Below are 25,312 nucleotides of genomic sequence, written 5' to 3' on the forward strand. Positions count from 1 at the left end.
AAAATAAATTAAAAAATTTTATTTTTTTGGAGGAAAAGTATGAAAACTAAGTACGTGTTTGTAACGGGAGGAGTAGTATCTTCTTTAGGAAAAGGAATAACAGCAGCATCATTAGGGAGATTATTAAAAAATAGAGGGCTTAAAGTTTCTATACAAAAATTCGATCCATATTTGAATGTAGATCCAGGTACAATGAGTCCATATCAGCATGGGGAAGTATTTGTAACTGATGATGGAGCAGAAACAGACCTAGACTTAGGGCATTATGAAAGGTTTATAGATGAAAATTTAAGCCAAAATAATAATGTTACAACAGGTAGAATATATTGGTCTGTAATATCCAAAGAAAGAAGAGGAGAATACTTAGGTGGTACAGTTCAAGTAATACCACATATTACAAATGCTATAAAAGATAGAGTTTATAGAGTAGCTAAAGAAAAAGAAGTAGATGTAGTAATTACAGAAATTGGTGGAACAGTTGGAGATATAGAGTCTCAACCATTTCTTGAGGCGATAAGACAAATTAAATATGAGGTTGGTAGAGAAAATGTATGTTTTATACATGTAACGTTAGTTCCTTACCTAGGAAAAGCTGGAGAATTAAAAACAAAACCAACTCAACATTCAGTTAAGGAGTTAAGGAGTATAGGGATACAGCCAGATATTATTGTTTGCAGATCTCAGAAGGAATTATCAGACGATATAAAAGCTAAGATAGGATTGTTCTGTAATTTAGAAGCTAAATGTGTTATACAAAACTTAGATGCAGAGCACTTATATGAAGTTCCACTTATGTTACATAAAGAAGGTTTAGATAGATTAGTTTGTGAAAAATTAGAATTAGGTTGCAGAGATATAGATAATACTGAATGGATTCAAATGGTTCAAAAGGTAAAGAATCTAAAGGAAAATGTAAAGATAGCTTTAGTGGGGAAATACGTAGAATTACATGATGCATATATTTCAATAGTTGAGGCTTTAAATCATGGTGGTTTAGCTAATGATTGTAATGTAGAAATTAAATGGGTTAATGCTGAAGATGTTAATAAAGATAATAGTAGTGAAATTTTAGGAGACTGTAATGGTATTTTAGTTCCAGGAGGTTTTGGAGACAGAGGGATTGAAGGAAAGATAGAATCGATAAAGTTTGCAAGAGAAAATAATGTGCCGTTTCTTGGAATATGTTTAGGAATGCAATGTTCAGTAATTGAATTTGCAAGAAATGTATTAGGATACGAAGGAGCAAATAGTGCTGAAATTGATCCTGAGACTAAATATCCTGTAATTGATATAATGCCTGATCAAAAAGATATAGAAGATTTAGGTGGAACTATGAGATTAGGATTATATCCATGTAAGTTAGATAAGGACAGTAGAGCTTATGAAGTTTATAATGATGAATTAATATATGAAAGACATAGACATAGGTATGAATTTAATAATGAATTCAGAAAAGCTGTAGAAGAAGCGGGTATGGCTATTACTGGAACTAGCCCTGATGGAAGACTAGTAGAAATTGTTGAAGTTAAAAATCATCCATGGTATGTTTCAGTACAATTCCATCCGGAATTAAAATCAAGACCAAATAGACCACATCCATTATTTAGTGGATTGATTAATGCTGCATTAAATAAAAAGTAATTAATAAAAGCTGAGAGGCTACACTCTCAGCTTTTATTATTAATATAAAATATAAATATGCTATTATTCAGTGAGAAAGCTGATAAATTAAATAATATAAATTATATGATTAATTCAATAATAATTTATTTATTCCAAAATACATGCTTTAATTAATAATCCTCATAATAACTTATATATCTAAATACTTTTAGTAGAATAAAGATGGACATATATGAGATAAATTTAGTAAAATAACTTGTATAAAAGATGCAAATATATTACAAGAGGTTTAAGCTTATGAAAACAAAGAGTATAACTTTAAAGTTATGTTTACTTTTAAATTTATTTATAATAGCAGTTTCTGTAGTTATAGGAACGTGGTCAATAAAGGATACAAATAAGATAGTTCAAGTTGAAATGGGGAAAATGAATAGTGAAATTTTAGAAGAAGTTTCAGATAATATTTCTATATTAGTATCAAATATTGAGGAGATTGGAAATAACATCGTTGAGGATAATAAATTAGTAAGCGCTCTATCTGTTAAAGCAGAGGAAGTAATAGAAAATACAGATGATGTTATGGATTCTAGTAAATATGTAGAAGGCTTATTAAACGAACAAGTATGGAAATACGGAAAGTATAATATGAAGCCTGAGCTTTATGTAATTTCTGAAAACGGTTTAAATTTTAGCACGTATTCTAAAAATAAATATACGATGGATTCGATAAAAAATGAGCTTTGGTATAATAAAATAATTGAAGCTGATGGGAGTACGGTTCTTATCAGTACATTTGAAGATGAAGATGGGATAGGGCCTTATAAGTGTATATTTAGAATGGGAAGAGTAATAAAGGACTTGATTTCAGATGAAACATTAGGAGTTCTTATCATGGATGTAAGTGAGAAAATGCTTTATGATAGGTATAATAAGATTATTAAGGATGGTAGAAATATATATATTATAGACATAAAAGGAAATATAATATCAAGCAAAGATAAAAGGCTAATAGGAGAAAATTATTATAAAAAATTAGATTATGGAAATTACATAGAAACAGAGGAATGGTACTCAATATTTGAAAGAGATAATGTAGAGTTTATGAAGATGGTATCTACATTAGATAGATATGGATGGTCAATAATTGAAGAAATACCACTACATATAGTTAGACAACCGATAAAGCAAATAACACAAAAGTTTTTGTTAACTTTAATTTTAGTAACCATTGTCTCATTTATAGTTATTTATAAAATTTCTATTTGGGTTACTAAACCAGTTATAAATATAAAAAATACAATAGAAAAAGTAATGAGAGGAAATTTAAAAGTTAAAGTTGAGGTTGATAGAGATGATGAAATTGGCATGTTAGAAGAATCATTTAACAATATGGTTAAATGGTTGGATGATTCTATAGAGGAAATAAAGGAAAAGGAAAAACAAAAGCGTATAGCAGAGTTAAGCTTCTTGCAAGCCCAAATTAATCCTCATTTTCTGTATAATACTTTGAGTGGAGTCAGATTTTTAGTTTCTATGAATAAAAATGATGATGCAGAAGAAATGTTATATAAATTTTCGAAGTTATTAAGAAATATATTGCCTAGGGCTAGTGAACTTATTTCATTAGAAGATGAGATAGAAGTAGTTAAAACTTATGTAGAACTTCAACAAATTAGGTATCCTGGTGGATTTAAAGTAGATATAAGTATAGATGAAAATATAAAAAGCATAATGGTTCCGGCATTAATATTGCAGCCAATTGTTGAAAATGCTATTTTTTATAGTATGGAGAACGAAGATAATAAGGGTGAGATAAAAATAAAGGGTTATGTAAACGATAAATATATAATTATAGAAATAAGTGACAATGGTAAAGGAATGAGTAGCATTCAAATAAATAATGTTTTTAAGAATAAAGAATCTATAAATAGAGTGGGATTGATTAACGTTCATGAAAGAATACAATTGAATTATGGAAAGGATTATGGGATCGAGATAAAAAGTCAAGAAGGGAATGGGACAAGGATTATATTTAAATTACCTAAATAAGGAGGATGGACTATGTTAAATATATTAGTTGTAGAGGATGAGGGACCAATAAGAGATTGGATTGGATACACTATAAAAAATATTTCAGAGGATTTCAATATAGTTGGAAGTGTAAGCAATGGAAAGGAAGCTTATGATATTGTCTTAAAGAGTACACCAGATGTCATTATAACAGATATAAAGATGCCAGTTATGGATGGGATAGAGCTTTCTAAAAGAATAAAAGAAGTGGCACCAGAAGTGTATATAATAATACTAACAAATTTTGCAGAGTTTTCATATGCTAAAGAAGCTATAAGTTGTGGAGTTTACGAGTATTTAATAAAATCAGATATTAGGCCTAAGGAACTTAGTGAAATACTCCACAAGATAAATGAAATAATAAAATCTAAGGTGAGAATTACAACTGAAGAAAAATTAGATAAGCAGAATATTATTAAGTCTAAAGTATATTCGAGATCGATAGAAAAGGCTCTAAAGTATATAGAAGATAACTATAAAAAACATATTTCTCTTATGGATGTATCTAAGCACATATATTTATCGCATGAATATTTTTCAAGGCTTTTTAAAGAAGAAGTAGGAGAAAATTTTAGTACGTATTTAACTATTTATAGAATAAACAAAGCTAAAGAGTTAATAAAAAATACAGATATGAAAATATCTCAAGTTGCCTTAGAAGTAGGTTATTCTAATGCGGGATATTTCTCAAAAAATTATAAAAAGTATACAGGAATTTCACCAGAAGAAGATAGGTATTGATAATGTTATAACAAAATGTCAAATAAATTATAGAAAATCAATATTTTACAAATATAAGATAAGTAATAATGAATTGATAATAAAATTATATCCAAATAATTATATTTAATATCAATATTCTTTATATAAAGTAAGAGTTTATTAATGTATAATTAGATTGAATAAAAGATATTATAGGTTATTATCCACTATAAAGGAGATTAAATGATTAAAAAGTTAAATAAAATATTGATGGGAACATTAATATTAATTATAACAATAGTTTTTGTAGCATCCTTAGGTGTTAATATGAATAATAGCTTAAAGGCAAAGGAAGAAAAAAACTTAAAAATAGCAGTTATCTTTACTGGAAGCGGATTAGGAGATAAGTCATTTAATGATTTAATATATGATGGTTTACTAAAAGCGCAGAAGGAGTTAGGTATAGAATTTGATTATGCAGAACCAATACATCCTGAAGAGTATGAAAAAAGCATAATGGAATTTGCAGAAACAGAAGAATATCAATTAATAATTGCTATTGGTCCTGAACAAGAAAGTGATGTGAAAGCGGTTTCAAAAAAATACCCTAATCAAAAGTTTACTTTAATAGATTCAAAGCTTGAAGCAAAAAATATAAGTTCTATCTATACAAGATGGGAAGAACAGGCATTTTTGAATGGAGTTATTTCCGGAATATTAAGTAAAGAAGAGTATGAGAAGACGGGATATATGAGTAAAGCAGGAATAATATTAGGAATGGACGTGCCATATTTAAGAGAGGGATCAATAGGATTTGAAGCTGGATTTAAATATATTAATCCAGAGGGGGAAGTTATGACAGCTATAGTAAACGATTTTAAAAATCCTCTTAAGGCTAAGGAAACTTCGTTATTGATGTATAGCAAAGGGGTTAAATATATACAACACTTAGCAGGAGCATCAGGACTTGGTGTCTTTTCAGCAGCTAAAGAAAGTGGCGGATATGCATTTGGAGTAGATGAAAATCAAAATTATTTTGATCCGAGTGTTATAGTTTCTACATCTATAAGATATATGAATCAAATTATATTTAATGAAATTAAATATATTAATGATAACACTTGGAATGATGGGGTACATTTATCAGGATTAAAAGAAGGTATTATAGATATTACTAGGGAAGGGTCAGAAGTAGAATTAGATCCAATGGTTATGAAAACTGTTAATAAGATAAAATCAAAAATAGTGAATGATGAGTTAAATATACCTAAGAATAAAGATGAACTTGAAACTTGGGTTAAATTAAATAAATACGAGGAGTAAATGGAGGTTTTAATATGAGAGCTTTTGATATTATTGCTAAGAAGAGAGATAAAAAAGAGTTGAGTAAAGAGGAAATAGAATTTTTTATAGAAGGTTATACGAAAGGTGAAGTTACAGATTATCAAACATCAGCACTATTAATGGCAATTTATTTAAATGGATTTAGTAAAGAAGAAACAGTAAATTTAACAATGGCAATGATTAAATCAGGAGACGTTGTTGATTTAAGCGAAATAAATGGAATAAAGGTTGATAAGCATAGTACAGGTGGTGTAGGAGATAAAACGTCTTTAATATTGGTACCTATGGTTGCAGCAGCTGGAGGAAAGGTTGCTAAATTATCAGGGAGAGGATTAGGACATACAGGAGGAACGCTTGATAAGCTTGAAGCAATTCCAGGCTTTGATGTAAATGTATCAAAAGACAACTTTATAGATTTTGTTAATAAATCAGGACTTGTAATAGCTGGACAAACACAGAACATAGTACCTGCTGATAAGAAAATATATGCGCTTAGAGATGTTACGGCTACTATAGATAGTATTCCTTTGATAGCTGCTAGTATAATGAGCAAAAAAATTGCGTCAGGTTCAGATGCGATATTATTAGATGTTAAATATGGTGATGGAGCATTTATGAAAACTAAAGAAGATGCTGAAAAACTTGCAGAAGCTATGGTTTCTATAGGAAAGGGATTAAATAGAAATACATCAGCAGCTATAACCTTAAATGGAGAACCTTTAGGATATGCAATAGGAAATGCGTTGGAAATTCAAGAAGTAATAAAAGTTTTAAGTGATAGAGGTCCAGCAGATTTAAGAGAGTTATGTTTAAGACTTGGTGCTCAAATGCTTAAATTATCTAATATAGAGGCTGATGTAAATAAGGGAAGAGCTATTTTAGAGGAAGTTCTTAAGAATGGAAAAGCTCTTGAAAAATTAAAAGAGCTTGTAGCTAACCAAGGTGGAGATACAAGAGTAATAGAAGATAAGAATCTATTTACTATTGCAGAGATAGCACATGAAGTAAAGGCTCAAGAAGAAGGATATGTATATGAATTAAATGCAGAAAAAGTAGGAATATCTTCATTGTTAGCAGGAGCAGGAAGAGAAACTAAGGATGATGTAATAGATTATGGTGCTGGAATAATATTAGCCAAAAAGATGGGAAGCTATGTAAATAAGGGCGATATATTAGCTACTATATATACAAGTGACATGACTAGAGTTGAAAAAGCTGAAGAGATGCTTTTATCAGCTTATACAATGTCTGATGAAAAGCCAGCTAAATCAGATATAATACACAAAATAATTGAGTAAATAAATGAGTTAGGAGATAGAAATGGACATAAAAGATATATTAAAAACAGTTGATCATACATTACTTTTACAAACATCTACATGGGACGAAATAAAAGTCATATGTGATGATGGTATGAAATATGGAGTTGCATCAGTATGTATTCCACCTTCTTTCGTGAAAAGAGCAAAAAATTATGTTGGAGAATCATTAAAGATATGTACTGTAATAGGATTCCCTAATGGATATAATACAACAGAGGTAAAAGTTTTTGAAACAAGGGATGCTATACAAAAGGGCGCTGATGAAATTGATATGGTAATAAATATAGGAATGGTAAAGGAAAAAAACTACAACTATATAACTAACGAAATAAAACAAATAAAAGAAGCGTGTGGAGATAAAATATTAAAAGTAATAATAGAAACTTGTCTCTTAACTGAAGAAGAAAAGATTACATTATGTGAGTGTGTTGCAAAATCTGGAGCAGAATTTATAAAAACGTCTACTGGTTTTAGTACAGGTGGAGCAACTATTGAAGATATAGAATTATTTAAAAAGTATGTTGGAAAAGATATAAAAATTAAGGCCTCAGGTGGAGTTAAGAGTATTGAAAAAGCGGAAGAATTCATAGAAAAAGGAGCTTCAAGACTCGGTACAAGCTCCATAATCAAAATAATGAATAATGAAGAAGTTAAGGGATATTAAATATTCTTTAACTAAATAATAGCGCTTAACAATATTTTACCAGCGATAGTTAAATTTTAATTATATTTAAATAGTTAATCGACAATATCATCTGATATTATAGAAAATTTAATTAAAAGGCAAAAAAATCCATTATTATACTTCTTATTTTAGAAATAAATATCAAAATTTATATTTATTAGAATTTAGGACTAGTACAAATCAATATATTAGATATATAATATGCATATAGGAGAAATTTATTAAGTTTGATCAGAGATGCATAAGGAGAAATGAAATGGCAGTAACTATAGATGATATAGCAAAAAGAGCAGGCGTATCTTCTGCAACGATTTCTAGGGTATTAAATAATTCATCTTATGTAAAAGAAGAGACAAAAGAGAAGGTGCTAAAAGTTATTGAAGAAATGAATTATGTTCCCAGTGCAATAGCAAGAAGTCTTTCTAAAAGAGAGACAAACACTATAGGAATAATAGTTCCAGATATAACAAATTCATATTTTGGTGAGATAATAAAAGGTATAAGTAAAGTCGCAGAAGATGTAGGCTTAAACATAATATTGTTTAACACAAATAATGATGTGAAAAGTGAGATTAAAGCGCTAGATGAAGTTAAGAAACACAGATTAAAAGGAGTTATAATGACTCCTGGATTTGGAGATACTGAGTTTCAAGATATATTTACTGATATGATAAATAGCATAAATATACCCATTGTATTGGTTTCTGCAGACCTGAATTATATGGACTTAAATGGAGTATTTGTTGATGATATAAAAGGCGGATATGATGCTACAAATGTATTAATACATAAGGGCCATAATAAGATAGGAATAATAACGGGGATAATAAGCTCAAGCTCAGCAGCAAATAGACTTAATGGATATAAAAAGGCATTAATCGAAAATAATATTTCAATTATGGACAATTATATAAAAGATGGAAAATTTAATTTAGACAAGTCCTATGAATTAACTAAAGAATTTTTAGATATGCCGAATCCACCTACTGCAATAATTTCATGTAGTAATAGGATGACTTTAGGTGTCATTAAAGCTTTATTTGAGAGAGGCAAGAGGATTCCTAATGATATAGCATTAGTTGGATTTAATAAAATTGATCTTATAGATATATTAGGTATTAACTTAACTTATATAGAAGACTCTCCGACGGAATTAGGACAATCATCTATAAAGTTGCTTTTAGAAATATTTGAGTCTAATGAAAAAAATAAAATTAAAAGAATAAAGATACCACCTAAATTAATTTCAAATGGCTCAGAAGATAGGTTTAATCAATAAAAATTTAAGCAAATTTGTAAGCGGTATCAATAGTTAATATTATTTAATGACGCACTTCTTTGTATATCAAAGATTGCTATATATTATTTTATGGAGGGATTATTATGAAAAAAAAGCTAATAGCACTAACACTTGCTGCCCTTATGGTTACTGGACTTGTAGGTTGTGGTAGTAATGGGAATGAAGGAAAAGGCGAAGGCGAAACAAAGAAAGATTTAAAAGTAGGTATGGTTACTGATGCAGGTACTATTGATGACAAATCATTTAATCAAGGTACTTGGGAAGGTATAGAAAAAGCAAAAGCAGATTTTAAAATTGAAGATAATTACTTAAAACCATCTGGAACTACAGAAGCAGATTATATGAAGGAAATAGGAAACCTATTTGATACAGATTATAAGTTTATAGTTACTCCTGGATTCAAATTTGAAACAGCTATATTCCAAGCTCAAGATAAGTATCCAGATGCTAAATTTGTAATCATTGATGGATCTCCTAACAATGGAAAACAAGGAAATGATAATGTAGCAAAGGTTGGAGAAAATGCAGTTGCTATATTCTTTGCTGAACATGAAGCTGGTTTCTTGGCAGGGGTAGCTGCTTCTCTTGAGTTAAAAGAAGGTGAATTAGGATTCATAGGCGGAATGGAAATACCATCAGTTCAAAAATTTAACTGGGGATTCCAACAAGGTGTTAAATATGCAAATGAGAACTTGAATACAAAAATGAATATCAAAGCAGAAAACGTTGTTTATCAAGGTTCATTTGATAACGTAGCAGCAGGACAACAATTAGCAGCAACTATGTTCGATAATGGAGTTAAAGCAATATTTACAGCAGCTGGTGGAGTTGGTGTTGGAGCTATAAATGAAGCTAAAACAAGAGCAACAGCTGGTAAAGAAGCATGGATAGTTGGTGTTGACGTTGACCAATATGCTGATGGTGTATACAAGGATAATAAATCAATCATTTTAACTTCTGCTATGAAAAAAGTAGATTCAGCTTCATATGAAATGGTTAAAGCTGAATTAGAAGGCAAGTTCCCTGGAGGACAAACTTTAACTTTTGATGCAAAAAATGATGGAATTGGACTTCCAAAAGAAAATCCAAATTTAAGTAAAGAAACTACAGGTAAAGCTGATGAAATATTCAATCAAATAAAAGAAGGTAAAATTAAAGTAGCTGGTGAAAAAGGCGATTTAATTAAGTAATTTATATAAGGAAGCTTAAAGGCTTATCCTTTAAGCTTCCTTATAAATATAAAAAGAGGAAAGCGGTGAATTATATGGAGTATGTAGTAGAAATGCTTAACATTCGAAAAGAGTTTCCAGGGATTGTGGCAAATGATAATGTAACATTACAACTAAAAAAGGGAGAAATTCATGCTCTTTTAGGTGAAAATGGTGCAGGAAAATCTACATTGATGGGAATGCTTTTTGGGATGTATCAACCAGAAGCTGGAGCAATAAAAGTAAAAGGGAAAGAAGTTAAAATTTCTAGTCCAAATGTGGCAAATGATTTAGGAATAGGAATGGTTCATCAACATTTTAAATTAGTTGAAAATTTTACTGTAACAGAAAATATAATTTTAGGTTGTGAACCAAAAAACTTTTTAACAGTAGATATAAAAAGTGCTGCTAAAAGGATTGATGAACTATCAAAAACTTACGGCTTAAATGTTGATCCATACTCAAAAATTGAAGATATATCTGTTGGGATGCAACAACGTGTTGAGATTTTAAAAATGTTATACAGAAATGCTGAGGTTCTTATATTTGACGAACCAACAGCCGTTTTAACTCCTCAAGAAATTGATGATTTAATTAAAATAATGCAAAATCTTATAAAAGAAGGAAAATCAATAATTTTAATTACACATAAGCTAAAAGAAATTAAGGCAGCTGCAGATAGATGCACAGTTATAAGAAGAGGAAAGTGTATAGGAACAGTTGATGTTAAAACAACTACTGAAGCTGATATGGCTAAGATGATGGTTGGAAGGCAAGTTTCATTTAAAGTTGATAAAGTAGAAGCAAAGCCAGGAGATGAAGTATTAAGGCTTGAGAATTTATCAGTTAAAAATAATAAGAAGGTTTTAGGGTTAAAAGACTTTTCATTAAATGTAAGAAAAGGTGAAATAGTTGGTATAGCTGGGGTTGAAGGAAATGGACAAACAGAATTAGTAGAAGCTATAACTGGCATGAGAGGTATAGAAAGTGGAAGTATATTCTTTAATGGAAAAGATATTACTAAAACTTCAATAAGAAATAGGATTGATGAGGGGATAGCGCACATCCCAGAAGATAGACATAAAAGAGGACTTATTCTTGATTATACTATGGAAGATAATATGGTTCTTAAAGTTTATAAAAATGAACCGTTTTCTAAAAATGGACTTATAAATAGAAGTAAGATAACTGAATATGCAAATAATATTATTGAAACATTTGATGTTAGAGCTGGCGAAGGTGGAAAATCAATAGCTAGATCTTTATCAGGTGGTAATCAACAAAAGGGGATTATTGGACGTGAAGTTCAGTCAAATCCTGATTTATTAATAGCTGTTCAACCAACTAGAGGATTAGATGTAGGATCTATAGAATACATACACAAAAGACTTGTTGAACAAAGAGATAATGGGAAAGCTGTACTTTTAGTATCTCTAGAATTAGATGAGATACTAAATGTTTCAGATAGAATTGCTATTGTTAATAATGGCGAACTTATAGGAATAGTAAATGCCTCAGAAACAGATGAAAATGAAGTTGGACTAATGATGGCAGGAATAAAGAGAGGTGAAAGCTAATGGAAAAAAATCAAGGCTTAAAATCTATAATGGCTGTTATTTTAGGAATTATAGCAGGCGCGATATTAATGGCTGTTATGGGATTTAATCCTCTTGAAGGATATGAATTTTTATTCAAGGGTGGTTTAAAGAACCTAGAAAGAATAGGTAACACTATAGCCACTGCAACTCCATTAATGCTAACAGGACTTTCAGTTGCCTTTGCATTTAAAACAGGATTATTTAACATTGGAGCACCGGGCCAAATGTTATTTGGAGGATTTTGCTCAATTGCAGTAGGGCTATCTTTAGATTTACCTAAAATGATCCTTGTTCCTATTGTTGTATTAGCTGGTATTTTAGGAGGCGCAATATGGGCTACAGTTCCTGGAGTTTTAAAAGCTAAATTCAACGTTCACGAAGTTGTATCATCAATAATGATGAACTGGGTAGCTTATTGGATAGTGTATTATAATATTCCAAAATATTTCAAAGGTGAATTCTTAGAAACTGAATCAAAGATGTTAGCAGATTCAGCAACTTTAAGAGCATCTTGGTTATCAAATATTTTTGAAGGATCATATATAAATTTAGGTATTTTCCTTGCAATGATAGCAGTTTTCATAGTTTGGTTCATATTAAATAAAACAGTTTTAGGATATGAGTTAAAGGCTGTTGGATTTAATAGATTTGGAGCTGAATATGCAGGTATGCCAGTTAACAGAAATATAGTTATTTCTATGATGATAGCTGGTGCTTTATCTGGTCTTGCAGGTGCTATACAATATACAGGTAACTCAAACATAATGCAAATAGGTGTTATGCCAAGCCAAGGCTTTGACGGTATAGCAGTAGCATTACTTGGAGCAAGTAATCCAGTTGGAGTTTTCTTCTCAGCACTATTCTTTGGAGTCCTATACGTAGGAAAAGGATTTATGAATGCAGCTGTAAAGGTACCACCAGAACTTGCAGATACTATAATGGCTACAATAATTTACTTTGCGGCAACAAGTATGGTAATGGATAAAGTAATAAAGAGATTCAAAAAGTCAAAAAAGGATAATCCAAAAGGTAAAAATAGTTCTTCTGAAAGGGTGGTGGAAAAATAATGTGGAGTATAATAGAACAAATTTTTCCATATGCAATTTCATATACAGTGCCTCTTTTAATAACAGCATTAGGAGCACTTTATTGTGAAAGAAGTGGAGTTGTAAATATAGGTTTAGATGGACTTATGATAATAGGTTCATTTGCAGGAGCATTAACAGTTTCAAAGCTACAAGCAAATGGGGTAGCAGGAGCTTTATGGATAGGATTATTAGTAGCAACTTTAGTTGGAGTTTTATTCTCGTTACTACATGCGTTTGCAAGTATAAACTTAAATGCAAACCAAGTAATTAGTGGTACTGCTATAAATATGATAGCAGGAGCTTTAACAGTATTTTTAGCAAGAAATATTACAGGTAGTGGTAATATAAGGGTTACAAATGGATTTATTCCAAAGGATATTCCTGTATTATCAAATATTCCAGTAATAGGACCACTTTTCTTCACTAAAACTTATGCAACAACATGGCTTGTAATAATAATCTTAATAGCTAGTGCATTTTTGCTATATAAAACAAGCTTTGGTCTAAGATTAAGAGCTTGTGGTGAACATCCGCAAGCGGCAGCAGCAGCTGGAGTAAGCGTATTTAAAATGAGATATATAGGAGTTATGATATCTGGGGGATTATCAGCTCTAGGTGGTGCTATAATTTTAGTAACATACTCAGGAGAGTTTAATGGAAATGTTGCAGGTCTTGGATTCCTAGCGTTAGCAGCATTAATATTTGGACAATGGAAACCACTTGGGATATTGGGAGCAACGTTCTTCTTTGGATTTGCTTCAACAATAGCTAATGTATCTCAAGCAATACCATCATTAGCATCAATACCAGGAGTATTATTAAAGATATTCCCATATGTGGTAACTTTAATAGCGTTAGTTTTATTCTCTAAATCATCACAAGCACCAAAAGCATCAGGTGAACCATTTGATGCTGGTAAGAGATAGTGCTTAAAAATTAAAATTAAAAATTAAGTTAGAAATTCATTCTTTGAATGAATTTCTAATAAAATACTTAGATAATCGTATAGGAGGGCTTGAGTTATGAAAATATTTATAGATACTGCAAATGTAGAGGAAATTATATCAGCAAATGATATGGGGGTTATTTGTGGAGTTACTACAAATCCATCTCTAATAGCTAAAGAGGGAAGAGATTTCAAAGAAGTAATAAAGGAAATTACTACCATAGTTGATGGACCAATAAGTGCAGAAGTAATTAGCCTGAAATATAATGAAATGGTTAATGAGGGCATTGAATTAGCAAAGATACATCCTAATATAGTTATAAAAATTCCAATGACTATAGATGGATTGAAGGCAGTAAAAATATTATCATCTAAAGGAATAAAAACAAATGTAACATTAGTTTTTTCAACAGCGCAAGCATTATTAGCTGCTAGAGCTGGAGCTACTTATGTAAGCTCTTTCATAGGAAGAGTTGATGATATAGGTAGTAAGGGAATTGAGCTTATAGAAGAAATTGCAGCAGTTTTTAGAATACATGATATAAAAACTGAAATTATATCAGCAAGTATTAGAAATTCTATACATGCGATAGATGCTGCATTAGCTGGAGCTCATATAGCAACTATATCATATAGCGTATTAGTTCAAATGACTAAAAATCCGTTAACAGATATAGGAATAGAAAAATTCTTAAATGATTGGAATAATAGTACTAAAAAATAATATAGTGTATTTTATGTTAAAGTGCACGGTCACCAACTTTTATTAAAAAATTAACTTTAAACTACTTTTATTAATGACATCTAAAGTGCTAACAAGATATATTAAAATTTATATCTAATTTCTTTGGATGTCTATTTTTATGGTTATTATTAAAAATAACATAAATAAACAATTAGGAGGGGTAAAATGAGAATTAAAAAGGGAAACCTAAAAAAATTCTTAGCTTCAGTTGCGGCGTTTACTTTCATAGTAGGTAATTTGCCTATGAATCTAGTAAAAGCAGTGGCAGAGGAAGTATCAACAGAAACGGTCCAAATTCTTGCAACTACCGATTTGCATGGAAGGTTTGTTCCATACGAATATGCAAGAGCAACAAGATCAGATGGAGGATTAACTCAAATAGCTACATTAGTTAAGCAAGAAAGAGATAAAAATGAAAATACTGTTCTTGTTGATAATGGAGACAATATTCAAGGTAATTATAATCACTTATTTCTAAATGACGAAAAAAATCCTATGATGCTAGCAGTAAAAGAAATAGGATATGATTCATTTAGTTTAGGTAATCATGAATTTAATTTTGGGATGGACAAGCTATTCCAAATAACTAATCAAATAAAAGGTGATGTAAAGGTTTTATGTGCTAATCTATATAAGGGTGATGAAAGAGTTTTTGATGCATATACAATAAAAGAGTTACCTAATGGAGTAAAAGTTGCAACAATTGGTGTTGTTACTCCCCATATTGACAAGTGGGATGGACCAAATTTAGAGGGATATACACCTAAGAATCCAACTGAAGAAGTGGCAAAGGTTATTCAAGAAATAAAAGCTGCAGATGGAGCAGATGTATATGTAGTTACATCACATATGGGTTTTAATAATGAATATGGTAAAGGCGATTCAGCAAGGGAAATTGCTGAAGCTAATCCTGATGTAGATGTAATAGTTATGGGACATAGCCACGAAGCATTTGCAGAAAAAACTGCTGGAAATGCTATTTTAATTCAACCAGCTAATAACGCAGGAAGTCTAGGTAAAGTAGAATTAAAACTAGAAAAATCAAATGATGGATATGTAGTTAAAGAGAAGAAAGGAACATTGTTAAAAACAACAGGAGTAGCAGAAAATGAAAGTCTAGTATCAGCTTTAAAACCATATGATGAAAGAGCAAAGGCAGATGCAAGCATAGTTATTGGTAAATTAGAAGGCCCAAGCTTAGCTGATAAAAATGAAATAGCTGATATTCCAGAATCATTAGTTAGAGATCAAGGGATAACAGATTTCGTAAATGAAGTTCAATTATATAATAGCAAAAAGCATTTAGAGTCAAAGGGAATAGATGCTAACACTGGATACCAAGTATCAGCTGCAGCATTATTTGATGCTGGATCAAATATGTTATCAGGAGATATCAAAAAATCTGATGTATCAAATATATATAAATATGACAATAAGCTTTACACAATAAAAACAAATGGAAAGCAACTTAAGAGATTTATGGAATGGACAGCATCAATATATAATACATTTAATGTTGGAGATTTAACAGTATCATTAAATCCTAATATAAGATTATATCAATATGATATGTTTGATGGAATTAGCTATGAAATAAATATTTCTAAACCTGCTGGAAGTAGAATTGAAAATGTGAAGTTCGAAAAAGATGGAAAAGTTGTTGAAGATACTGATGTAGTTTATTTATCAGTAAATAACTACAGATATGATTCAGTACTTAATGCATCTACTAATCCTGTATTCGAGCCTGGAACACATGAAAAAGTTTATGACACTAATAATGATCAAATATCAGATATGAGAGATTTAATAACTGACTATATTGTAAAAATTAAGGGTGGAAAAATAAGTAGAAATATAGATAACAACTGGAAATTGACAGGAGTTAATTATGATGAAACTTTAAGAAAAGAAGCTGTTAAATTAGTTAATGATGGAGTACTTAGCATACCAGTATCAGATGATGGAAGAACTCCAAATGTAAGAAGCTTAACTTGGAATGATGTCTTAAAGGCTAAGAATATGAAGAGAGTTGAGTTAGTAAGCTTTAATGATTTACATGGAAACGTTCAAGAAAGCGGCAAAAATGTTGGAATCGCTAAATTAGCATCAGCAATAAAAGCGAGAACTGCACTAAATGCTTCCTCTAATTATGAAGCTATACCACTAGCAGCTGGGGATTTATATCAAGGCACAGCAATATCAAACCTTACTAAAGGTGCACCAGTAAATGAGTTTTTAAAGGATATAAATATACCTGCATCTGCAGTTGGAAATCATGAATTTGACTGGGGAAAAGAATTAATTCCTACATGGGAAAAAGCAGGTAATTTTGATTTCTTAGCTGCTAATATTATAGATAAAAAAACAGGAAAACCTGTTGAATGGGCAGATCCATATAAAATTATTGAAGTAGATGGAATTAAAGTTGGTTTAATAGGAGTTACAACACCTGAAACAGCTTATAAGACAACTCCAGCAAATGTTGCTGATTTGACATTTGAAGATCCTTCAATATCAGTTCAAAAATATGCTGATAAATTAAGGAATGAAGATAAAGTTAATGCAGTTGTTGTATTATCTCACTTAGGAGCAACAACAGATAAAGATGGAAAGCCTGTTGGAGAAGCTGTAGATTTAGCAAAGAAAATTAAAAATGTTGATGCAATTATAGCGTCTCATGATCATCTATTTACTAATGTAGAAGTTAATGGGGTTAAAATAGTTGAAGCTGGAAACAATGGTAGAGCTTTATCAGTATTAACATTTGATTTTGACAATACAGGAAAATTAGTTTCACTTGGAGCTAATTTAGATAAGCTTTATGAAAGAAGTGCTAATATAATACCAGATGAAACATCAACAAAAATAGTTAGTAAATATGAGGCTGAATTAAAACCAATATTAAGTGAAAAAGTAGCGGATTTAGATAAAGATCTATCACATGATAGAAATGAAGGACTTACACCTCTTGGAACAGTTGTTTCTGAGGCAATGAGAAAAATTGCAGGAGTAGATATTGCTATAACTAATGGTGGAGGAGTAAGAGCACCATTGTCAGCAGGAGTATTAACAATTGGAGATTTATATACAATACTACCTTTTGATAATACTTTAGTAACAATGGAATTGAAGGGGGCAGATGTAAAAGCTGCAATAGAACATGGAATTATGCCAGATAACTTTGGCTGGGGACAATTCTCAGGAATTAAAGTTTGGTATGATAAAGATGCTAAAGCAGGAGAAAGAATTACTTCAATCAGATTAGCAGATGGAACTTCATTAGATATGAATAAATATTATACAGTTGTAGTTAATGACTTTATGGCAACTGGTGGAGATGGATATAATTTTAGTAATGCTAAAAATATGAAAGATACAAATTTAGTTATGAGAGACGAGATAGTTAAAGAATGGAAGGCTAATGGCGTAGATACAAATATAGACAACTTATTAATTGCTGGAGTAGATGACACAAAAACACCTACAAATCCAGGAGAAAATTCAGGTGGAAACAATAGTGGAGAAGAAGGCCCTAATAATAGTGGAGAAGAAGGTTCAAATAATCAAAGTAATTTACCAACTACTGGGGGACAAAATCCTATAAACCTGCTAGTATTTGCTATATTAATATCAGGCGTTGGATATGTAATGTTTAGAAAGAAGAGTGAAGAAAAAGCTAGTTAGTAATATTTTAAGGAGCTATCTTAATGATATAGATAGCTCCTTTTTAATTAAAATAAGTATTAAAATTATAAATAAGGAAATAATAGTAATATTATAATTAATAAAATTATCCTTGATAAATTAAATATATTAATTCATAATATAAATACATATATAAAATCCAAGAGATTCATATCTTTAATATTTATATCTGAAAATATCCCAATTTAGAATTTATTAAATTTAAATATTGATTTTTTATTCATAATTGAATTATAAATAAAATTATCCGTGGAGGTGCAGTTTTGACTAAAGAAATATATGAAAGAAAAACATTAGCTGAATTAAAAGAAATAGCTAAGCAACTTAATATAAAAAATATAAGTAAATTAAAGAAGAATGAGCTTATTGATGCAATAATTGAAAATTCACCAAAAAGTATAGAAAAAAATGGAGTTATATTACAAGAAAAGATAACACCTAAAGTAAAAGCTGAAGAAGTAAATGTAGTGAATAATAATTTTAATAAGGAAATCAGAGAAGAAAAAAAAGAAGAAATTAAAGAGGAAAATAGGGAAGAAAAAAGAGAACGACTAAAAGTTATGATAAATGAGTCTAATACTGCTAAAGGCGTATTAGAAATATTAGAAAATAATAGCTTTGGCTTTTTGAGATGTAACAATTATCAAACTGGTGAAAATGACGTATATGTATCACCATCTCAAATAAGGAGATTTAATCTTAGGACCGGTGATGAAGTTGAAGGAAAGGTAAGAGAAGCTAAAGAAGGAGAAAAGTTTAAAGCATTACTTTATGTTGAAAGAGTAAATGGAGAAAATCCTGAAAGAGCAGTTGGAAGAAAATCTTTTGAAACATTAACGCCTATATATCCTCAAGATAGATTACATTTAGAAACTAATAATGAAGGAGATTTATCTTCAAGATTAATGGATATAATTTGTCCTATAGGTAAGGGGCAAAGAGGGATAATAGTTGCGCCTCCTAAGGCAGGTAAAACAACTTTATTAAAAAAGGTTGCCCAAAATATATCTAAAAATTATCCGGAAGTTAAACTTATAGTTCTACTTATAGATGAGAGGCCAGAAGAAGTAACGGATATGAAGAGATCAATAAATGGTGATGTTATATATTCAACTTTTGATGAAGAACCTCAAAACCATGCAAAGGTATCTCAAATGGTATTAGAAAGAGCCAAAAGAATGGTTGAACAAGGAAAAGATGTAGTTATATTACTAGATAGTTTAACTAGACTTTCTAGAGCATATAATTTAACGATTACTCCAACAGGGAGAACATTATCTGGCGGATTAGATCCAGGTGCTTTAATAATGCCTAAAAAATTCTTTGGGGCAGCTAGAAATATCGAAGAGGGTGGAAGTTTAACTATACTTGCAACAGCCTTAATTGATACTGGTTCTAGAATGGACGATATGATATTTGAAGAATTTAAGGGAACTGGGAATATGGAAGTTCATCTAGATAGAAAGCTTCAAGAAAGAAGAATATTCCCAGCAATTGATATATACAAATCTGGAACTAGAAAAGAAGATTTAATTTTATCAGATGAAGAGAAGGAAGTTGCATATTCAATTAGAAGAGTTATGTATAGAGATGGAAACATAGAAAATGTGACTGAAAAATTAATAAATATGCTTACAAAAACTAAAAATAACAAGGAATTCATAAATATATTTAGTAAAAGTGAAATAGAGAAAAAATAATCTGAAGAAAAAATGTGTATAGGGTAATACCTTATACACATTTTTTATTTAAATATTAATTTATCAGCTAAATTTACTATTTTTTCCTTTGAATAACAAGAGGATAACTTAGATAATTTGTAACGCATTTTTTCTAATTCCTTTGGATTAGAAATTAAATTATCTATTGCAAAATTTAACTCTAAAAGATTATCTACATATAAAGCATATCCATTGGAGGTTAAAAACTCTACATTTTGAGTTTCCTGCCCTGGTATGGCAAATGGAATTAATAACGGTAAATTTTTAGTTATTGCTTCAGTAACTGTAAGACCACCAGGTTTACTTATTATTAAATCTGAATATTCCATTAAAGAATCAACATCTCTTGAGAAACCAAGTATATGAAGTTTTTTATCTTTAATTGAATATTTATATTCTTTGAGTAGGTCTTCCCTTAATTTCTCATTTTTTCCGCATACAACTGTGATTCTAAGTTTATTTGAGTTATTTAATAATTCTTTCAAAACATAAGAAATATTTTTCAGCCCCATGCTACCACTCATCAGCAAAATATTGAAATAGTCATCGTTTTTAGTTGCCTTTATATCAGATTTATTTTCTAAAAATTCATCTTTAACAGGAATTCCAAAAGTAAATATTCTTCTAGAATCTATTCCTCTTTTGGCTAAATCCTCTTTTGTATTTTCGCTTGCAGTAATATAAGCATCTATATTTTTATCTATATATGTTGAATGAGCCTTAAAATCAGTTACTATAACTATTACAGGTTTGTTTAAGCCTTTTCTTTTAAGCGATCCCATTATATTTACTGCAAATGGATGTGTAACTAATATTATATCAGGACTAATTGAATTAATTAGTTTAGATATTTTTCTTTTAGTAAAGCAAAAAACAAGAGATAAAAGTTTATTTGTAAAACCTGTATCAGTAAGTTTATATGCTAATCCATAAGTTTTTGGGAAAAAAGATGCTGATATTTCATAACCACTAATAAATAGCTTGGTTAATATTTTACTATTATTTTTTAAAAAATCATGGCGTATAACTTCATATCCAGAGTTTTCGAATGAACTAGATATTGAGTTTGCAGCTTGATTATGACCTTCCCCTGTAGAAGTTGTTAATATTAAAATTTTTTTCATGATTAAATAACACTCACTTTTCTAAATAACATAATATAATTAAGTTACGAGTTGAATTATATATTAATTCTGTAAAGATAAATAGTTAATTCAGATTTAAATAAAAATATTTATTTAAATATAATTACAATTATATTATATTATAAAAATTGATGTAAAACATAAAAAAGTAAAATTCTAAGATAAAATTAAGAAATAAAAGAAAAAATGGGAAAGACTATGTCTTTCCCAGAATTTCTATTTGTTAAGATTAAATCTCTTATTGAATTTGTCAACTCTTCCGCCAACATCAATAATTTTTTGTTTACCAGTGAAGAATGGGTGGCATTTAGAGCATATTTCTACTTTTAGTTCATCTTTAACTGAACCAGTTGTAAAAGTATTTCCACATGCACACTTAACTACAGCTTCGTGGTTGTATTTTGGATGTATGCCTTCTCTCATATTTTTCACCTCTTTCGACTACTTAAATAACCATTTGAGTATATCATAGGTGCTTTATTGAGTCAAGGAATTACATAATAAAAATATCTTTGATTAGTTATTATATAAGATGCTATAATCTTAGTATATCTAATGAAAAGGAGACGTATTATGAGTAAATTATATTTTAGATATGGGGCTATGAATTCAGGAAAATCAACACATCTAATGCAGGTTGCTTATAACTATGAAGAAAGAGGAATGAATGTTGCATTAATTAAACCTTTTACGGATAAAAAGGGTGGAGAAAGATTAGTTTCAAGATTAGGTGTTGAAAGAAAAGTAGATTTAGTTATTTATGATGAAGATAATATATTAGAAAAGGTTGAAGAATATAAAGAAAAAAATAAAAAAATAGATTGCATATTAGTGGATGAAGTTCAATTTTTAAAATCAAAGCAAATAGACCAATTATTTGAGATAGCAGTTGTTTTAGATATACCTGTAATATGCTATGGTTTAAGAACTGACTTTAAAATGCAAGGATTTGAAGGAAGTATAAGATTATTGTTACTTGCTCATAGTATAGAGGAAATGAAAACAATATGTAAGTGTGGAAGAAAAGCTGTGTTGAATGGAAGAAAAATCAACGATAGATTTGTTTTTGAAGGCGAACAAATAGCTATAGATAATGTTGACAATGTTGAGTATGAATCTCTATGTGGACACTGCTATTTCAAATATAAGAATAATTTATAAATAGAAAGAGTGGTAAAATTGAGGAAATGTGAAGTTGGAGGCCAAGCAGTTATTGAAGGAGTCATGATGAGAGGAAGCAAGGGGCAAGCTACAGCTGTTAGAACTCCCAATAAGGAAATAAAAATAGATTTTAAAAAAATAGTTCCTATAACAAAAAAATATAAGTTTTTAAATATTCCATTTATTAGAGGAATATTTGTACTTGTTGATTCCCTTATTACAGGAATTAACACTTTGAATTATTCAGCAGAGTTTTTTGAAGATGAAGAGGAAAGTGAATCAAAATTTGAGCTTTGGCTAAAAAATAAATTCGGAGAGAAAAGCAATGATTTAATAATGGGAGCAACTATGCTTTTATCATTTACTATTGCTATAGGTTTATTTGTAGCTTTACCTACAGCAATTGCATCATTGTTTAGTTATTTAAATATTCCAGCTATAGCTTTAAATTTAATAGAAGCGATAATTAGAATTGCGATTTTACTTATCTATATGTACTCCATAAGTAAGATGGATGATATTTACAGAGTTTTTCAGTATCATGGAGCAGAGCATAAATCAATATTTTGTTATGAAGCGGAAGAGGAATTAACAGTAGAAAACGTAAAAAAATTTAGTAGGTTTCATCCAAGATGTGGAACTAACTTCCTATTTTTAATTATGTTTGTCAGTATTATAATTTTCAGCTTTACCGGTTGGGGTGGATTTTTCCAAAGGCTATTGCTTAGAATACTATTAATTCCAGTTGTATCAGGAATAACATATGAGTTAATTAAATGGCTTGGAAAAAGCAATAATAAATTATCGAAGGTAATAGCATACCCAGGATTAAAGCTTCAAGAGCTTACAACAAAGGAGCCAGATGACGATCAAATAGAAGTAGCTATTGCAGCTCTTATGAAAGCAGAAGGTCTTAAACCTAAAGAAAAAACAATAGGTGAATTGCTAGATATAGCTTCTAAAGAGTTAAAAGAAGTGAATATAGATACCTATATTTTAGATGCTCAATTATTATTAGGTACTGTTTTAGCAAAAGATAAGTTGTATATAATAACAAATAGAGATAAGAATGTTTCTATAAAAGATGAGAAGGAATATTTTGAATTAGTTGAAAAAAGAAAAAATAAAATGCCTATAAAATATATTTTAGGCGAAACAGAATTTATGGGATTAGATTTTAATGTAGAAGAAGGCGTCTTAATTCCAAGAGGAGATACAGAGATATTAGTTGAGGAATTGCTATCAGTAATAAATGAAGAAGATGAACTAAATGTTTGTGATTTATGTTCTGGAAGTGGTGCAATTGGAATATCTCTTGCAAATTATAGAAAAAAAATAAATGTAGAAGAAATTGATTTTTATGAAGCCCCAGAAAAAATAACTAAAAAAAATATTATTAAGCATGGATTAGAGGATAGAGTCAAATTTATAAAAAGTGATTTACTAAAGGAGCCAATAAGTAAGGGGAAGAAGTATGATATAATAGCTTCAAACCCACCATATATAAAAGCAGATGAAATAAGCAATTTAATGGATGATGTAAAAAAATATGAGCCTCATACAGCACTAGATGGCGGAGATGATGGATTAGTATTTTATAAAAGAATAATAGAGGAAAGTAAAACTACATTAAATAATGAAGGAATACTAGCTTTTGAAATTGGTTATGATCAAGGGAAAGAAGTTAGTAATTTAATGAGAGAAGCTGGATTTTACAATATAAAATTGGTAAAAGACTTGGCAGGGTTAGACAGAGTTGTGCTGGGATACTTTAAATATTGATAAATTTCTATCTCTTGTGATATAATATGGAGATATTAAAAAATATAGTACGGAGTGATATTTATGTTATTAGATAAATTGGCTTTTATAGAAAATAAATACGATGAATTATCTGTTAAGATATCAGATCCTTCAATAATGGCTAACCAAAATGAATGGAGAAAGCTATGTAAGGAACATGCTGATTTAGAAGTTATAGTTACTGCATATAGAGAATATAGAACAGTTATAGATGATTTAGCAGCTAACAAAGAAATGTTAGCAGAAGAAAGTGATAAAGAAATGAGAGAAATGCTTTCAGAAGAAATCTCAGACTTAACGGCAAGAGAAGAAGAGTTAGAAAAGCATATCCAAATTCTTTTATTACCTAAAGATCCAAATGACGATAAGAACGTTTTTGTGGAAATAAGAGGTGGTGCAGGTGGAGATGAAGCCGCTCTATTTGCAGCGAATTTATTTAGAATGTATACAAGATATGCAGAAACACAAAGATGGTCAGTTGAATTAATGAGTGCTAATGAAACTGATATTGGCGGATTTAAAGAAGTAGTATTTATGATTAAGGGATCAGGAGCATATTCTAAACTAAAATATGAAAGTGGTGTACATAGAGTACAAAGAGTTCCTGATACAGAATCAAGTGGTAGAATTCATACATCTACAGCAACGGTAGCAGTTTTACCAGAAGTTGATGATGTTGAAATAGAAATAAACGAAAAAGATTTAAGAATAGATGTTTATAGATCTTCTGGTAATGGAGGACAGTGCGTTAATACAACAGATTCAGCAGTAAGAATTACACACTTACCAACAGGAGTTGTTGTTGCATGTCAAGATGAAAAATCACAATTAAAGAATAAAGAAAAAGCTATGAAGGTTTTAAGATCTAGATTATATGAAGCTGCAGAAGCAGAAAGAAATGCTGGTATAGCAGAAGATAGAAAGAGCCAAGTAGGTTCAGGGGATAGAAGTGAGAGAATAAGAACTTATAACTATCCTCAAGGAAGAGTTACAGATCATAGAATTGGATTAACACTTTATAAGTTAGAATCATATTTAAATGGTGATATAGAAGAAGTGATTAATGCGTTAATTACTGCTGATCAAGCTGAAAAAATGAAACAAATGGGTAATACAGACGCTATTTAATAAAAAAGCCTTACA

Annotated in this window: 19 protein-coding genes; 17 read left to right on the forward strand and 2 right to left on the reverse strand. The window is 29.9% G+C overall.

Going from position 1 to position 25,312, the window contains the following annotated elements:
* Nucleotides 1-39: 39 nt before the first annotated feature.
* The 14 genes from NSA50_RS11830 (at nucleotide 40) to rho (ending at nucleotide 20,039) form a co-directional block, all read left to right on the forward strand.
* Nucleotides 40-1,641: a CTP synthase gene (locus NSA50_RS11830; RefSeq protein ID WP_195265862.1), complete on the forward strand. Its 1,602-nt coding sequence runs from the start codon at nucleotides 40-42 to the stop codon at nucleotides 1,639-1,641.
* 279 nt (nucleotides 1,642-1,920) lie between these two features.
* The gene (locus NSA50_RS11835) at nucleotides 1,921-3,672 is read left to right on the forward strand and encodes a sensor histidine kinase (protein WP_195265866.1); all 1,752 of its coding nucleotides are present in this window, start codon (nucleotides 1,921-1,923) and stop codon (nucleotides 3,670-3,672) included.
* Nucleotides 3,673-3,684: 12 nt separating this feature from the next.
* Nucleotides 3,685-4,434, forward strand: a complete 750-nt coding sequence (locus NSA50_RS11840; RefSeq protein WP_195265868.1) for a response regulator transcription factor — start codon at nucleotides 3,685-3,687, stop codon at nucleotides 4,432-4,434.
* A gap of 204 nt (nucleotides 4,435-4,638) precedes the next feature.
* Nucleotides 4,639-5,718: a BMP family lipoprotein gene (locus tag NSA50_RS11845; RefSeq protein ID WP_195265877.1), complete on the forward strand. Its 1,080-nt coding sequence runs from the start codon at nucleotides 4,639-4,641 to the stop codon at nucleotides 5,716-5,718.
* Nucleotides 5,719-5,732: 14 nt separating this feature from the next.
* Nucleotides 5,733-7,037 (forward strand): pyrimidine-nucleoside phosphorylase, encoded by a 1,305-nt coding sequence (locus NSA50_RS11850; protein ID WP_257445327.1) that lies wholly within the window; start codon nucleotides 5,733-5,735, stop codon nucleotides 7,035-7,037.
* A 22-nt stretch (nucleotides 7,038-7,059) separates the two neighbouring features.
* Nucleotides 7,060-7,725, forward strand: a complete 666-nt coding sequence (gene deoC / locus NSA50_RS11855) for a deoxyribose-phosphate aldolase (protein WP_195431182.1) — start codon at nucleotides 7,060-7,062, stop codon at nucleotides 7,723-7,725.
* Between the two features lie 277 nt (nucleotides 7,726-8,002).
* Nucleotides 8,003-9,025, forward strand: coding sequence for a LacI family DNA-binding transcriptional regulator (locus tag NSA50_RS11860; RefSeq protein WP_257445329.1), 1,023 nt, complete (start codon nucleotides 8,003-8,005; stop codon nucleotides 9,023-9,025).
* A gap of 104 nt (nucleotides 9,026-9,129) precedes the next feature.
* Nucleotides 9,130-10,236 (forward strand): BMP family lipoprotein, encoded by a 1,107-nt coding sequence (locus NSA50_RS11865; RefSeq protein WP_195265886.1) that lies wholly within the window; start codon nucleotides 9,130-9,132, stop codon nucleotides 10,234-10,236.
* 74 nt (nucleotides 10,237-10,310) lie between these two features.
* Nucleotides 10,311-11,831, forward strand: coding sequence for an ABC transporter ATP-binding protein (locus tag NSA50_RS11870; RefSeq protein ID WP_195265897.1), 1,521 nt, complete (start codon nucleotides 10,311-10,313; stop codon nucleotides 11,829-11,831).
* Nucleotides 11,831-12,919 carry an ABC transporter permease gene (locus NSA50_RS11875; RefSeq protein ID WP_257445332.1) on the forward strand — a complete coding sequence of 363 codons (1,089 nt, stop codon included), beginning with the start codon at nucleotides 11,831-11,833 and terminating at the stop codon, nucleotides 12,917-12,919. Before NSA50_RS11870 ends, NSA50_RS11875 begins: the two co-directional genes overlap by 1 nt.
* Nucleotides 12,919-13,866, forward strand: a complete 948-nt coding sequence (locus tag NSA50_RS11880; protein WP_257445334.1) for an ABC transporter permease — start codon at nucleotides 12,919-12,921, stop codon at nucleotides 13,864-13,866. Before NSA50_RS11875 ends, NSA50_RS11880 begins: the two co-directional genes overlap by 1 nt.
* A gap of 96 nt (nucleotides 13,867-13,962) precedes the next feature.
* Entirely contained in the window at nucleotides 13,963-14,610 is a 648-nt protein-coding gene (fsa, locus tag NSA50_RS11885; protein WP_257445336.1) for a fructose-6-phosphate aldolase, read from the forward strand.
* 186 nt (nucleotides 14,611-14,796) lie between these two features.
* A complete protein-coding gene (locus NSA50_RS11890; protein WP_257445338.1) occupies nucleotides 14,797-18,318 on the forward strand; it encodes a 5'-nucleotidase C-terminal domain-containing protein in 3,522 nt (1,173 codons plus the stop codon).
* Nucleotides 18,319-18,602: 284 nt separating this feature from the next.
* Nucleotides 18,603-20,039 carry a transcription termination factor Rho gene (rho, locus tag NSA50_RS11895; RefSeq protein WP_257445340.1) on the forward strand — a complete coding sequence of 479 codons (1,437 nt, stop codon included), beginning with the start codon at nucleotides 18,603-18,605 and terminating at the stop codon, nucleotides 20,037-20,039.
* Between the two features lie 44 nt (nucleotides 20,040-20,083).
* Here the strand turns inward: rho and NSA50_RS11900 are convergent, their stop codons facing one another.
* Nucleotides 20,084-21,184 carry an MGDG synthase family glycosyltransferase gene (locus NSA50_RS11900; protein WP_195262773.1) on the reverse strand — a complete coding sequence of 367 codons (1,101 nt, stop codon included), beginning with the start codon at nucleotides 21,182-21,184 and terminating at the stop codon, nucleotides 20,084-20,086.
* A gap of 237 nt (nucleotides 21,185-21,421) precedes the next feature.
* Complete coding sequence (gene rpmE / locus NSA50_RS11905) at nucleotides 21,422-21,628, reverse strand: 50S ribosomal protein L31 (RefSeq protein WP_008676589.1); 207 nt, start codon at nucleotides 21,626-21,628, stop codon at nucleotides 21,422-21,424.
* 150 nt (nucleotides 21,629-21,778) lie between these two features.
* On the opposite strand from rpmE, the gene NSA50_RS11910 reads away from it, so the two are divergent.
* From NSA50_RS11910 to prfA, 3 genes are all read left to right on the forward strand, one after another.
* A complete protein-coding gene (locus tag NSA50_RS11910) occupies nucleotides 21,779-22,366 on the forward strand; it encodes a thymidine kinase (RefSeq protein WP_195262772.1) in 588 nt (195 codons plus the stop codon).
* A gap of 18 nt (nucleotides 22,367-22,384) precedes the next feature.
* Complete coding sequence (prmC, locus tag NSA50_RS11915; RefSeq protein WP_257445345.1) at nucleotides 22,385-24,148, forward strand: peptide chain release factor N(5)-glutamine methyltransferase; 1,764 nt, start codon at nucleotides 22,385-22,387, stop codon at nucleotides 24,146-24,148.
* A 63-nt stretch (nucleotides 24,149-24,211) separates the two neighbouring features.
* Nucleotides 24,212-25,297 carry a peptide chain release factor 1 gene (gene prfA / locus NSA50_RS11920; RefSeq protein ID WP_195262770.1) on the forward strand — a complete coding sequence of 362 codons (1,086 nt, stop codon included), beginning with the start codon at nucleotides 24,212-24,214 and terminating at the stop codon, nucleotides 25,295-25,297.
* Nucleotides 25,298-25,312 lie beyond the last annotated feature (15 nt).

The organism is Clostridium mucosae, assembly GCF_024622765.1.
In the GTDB taxonomy this organism is placed as follows: domain Bacteria; phylum Bacillota; class Clostridia; order Clostridiales; family Clostridiaceae; genus Clostridium.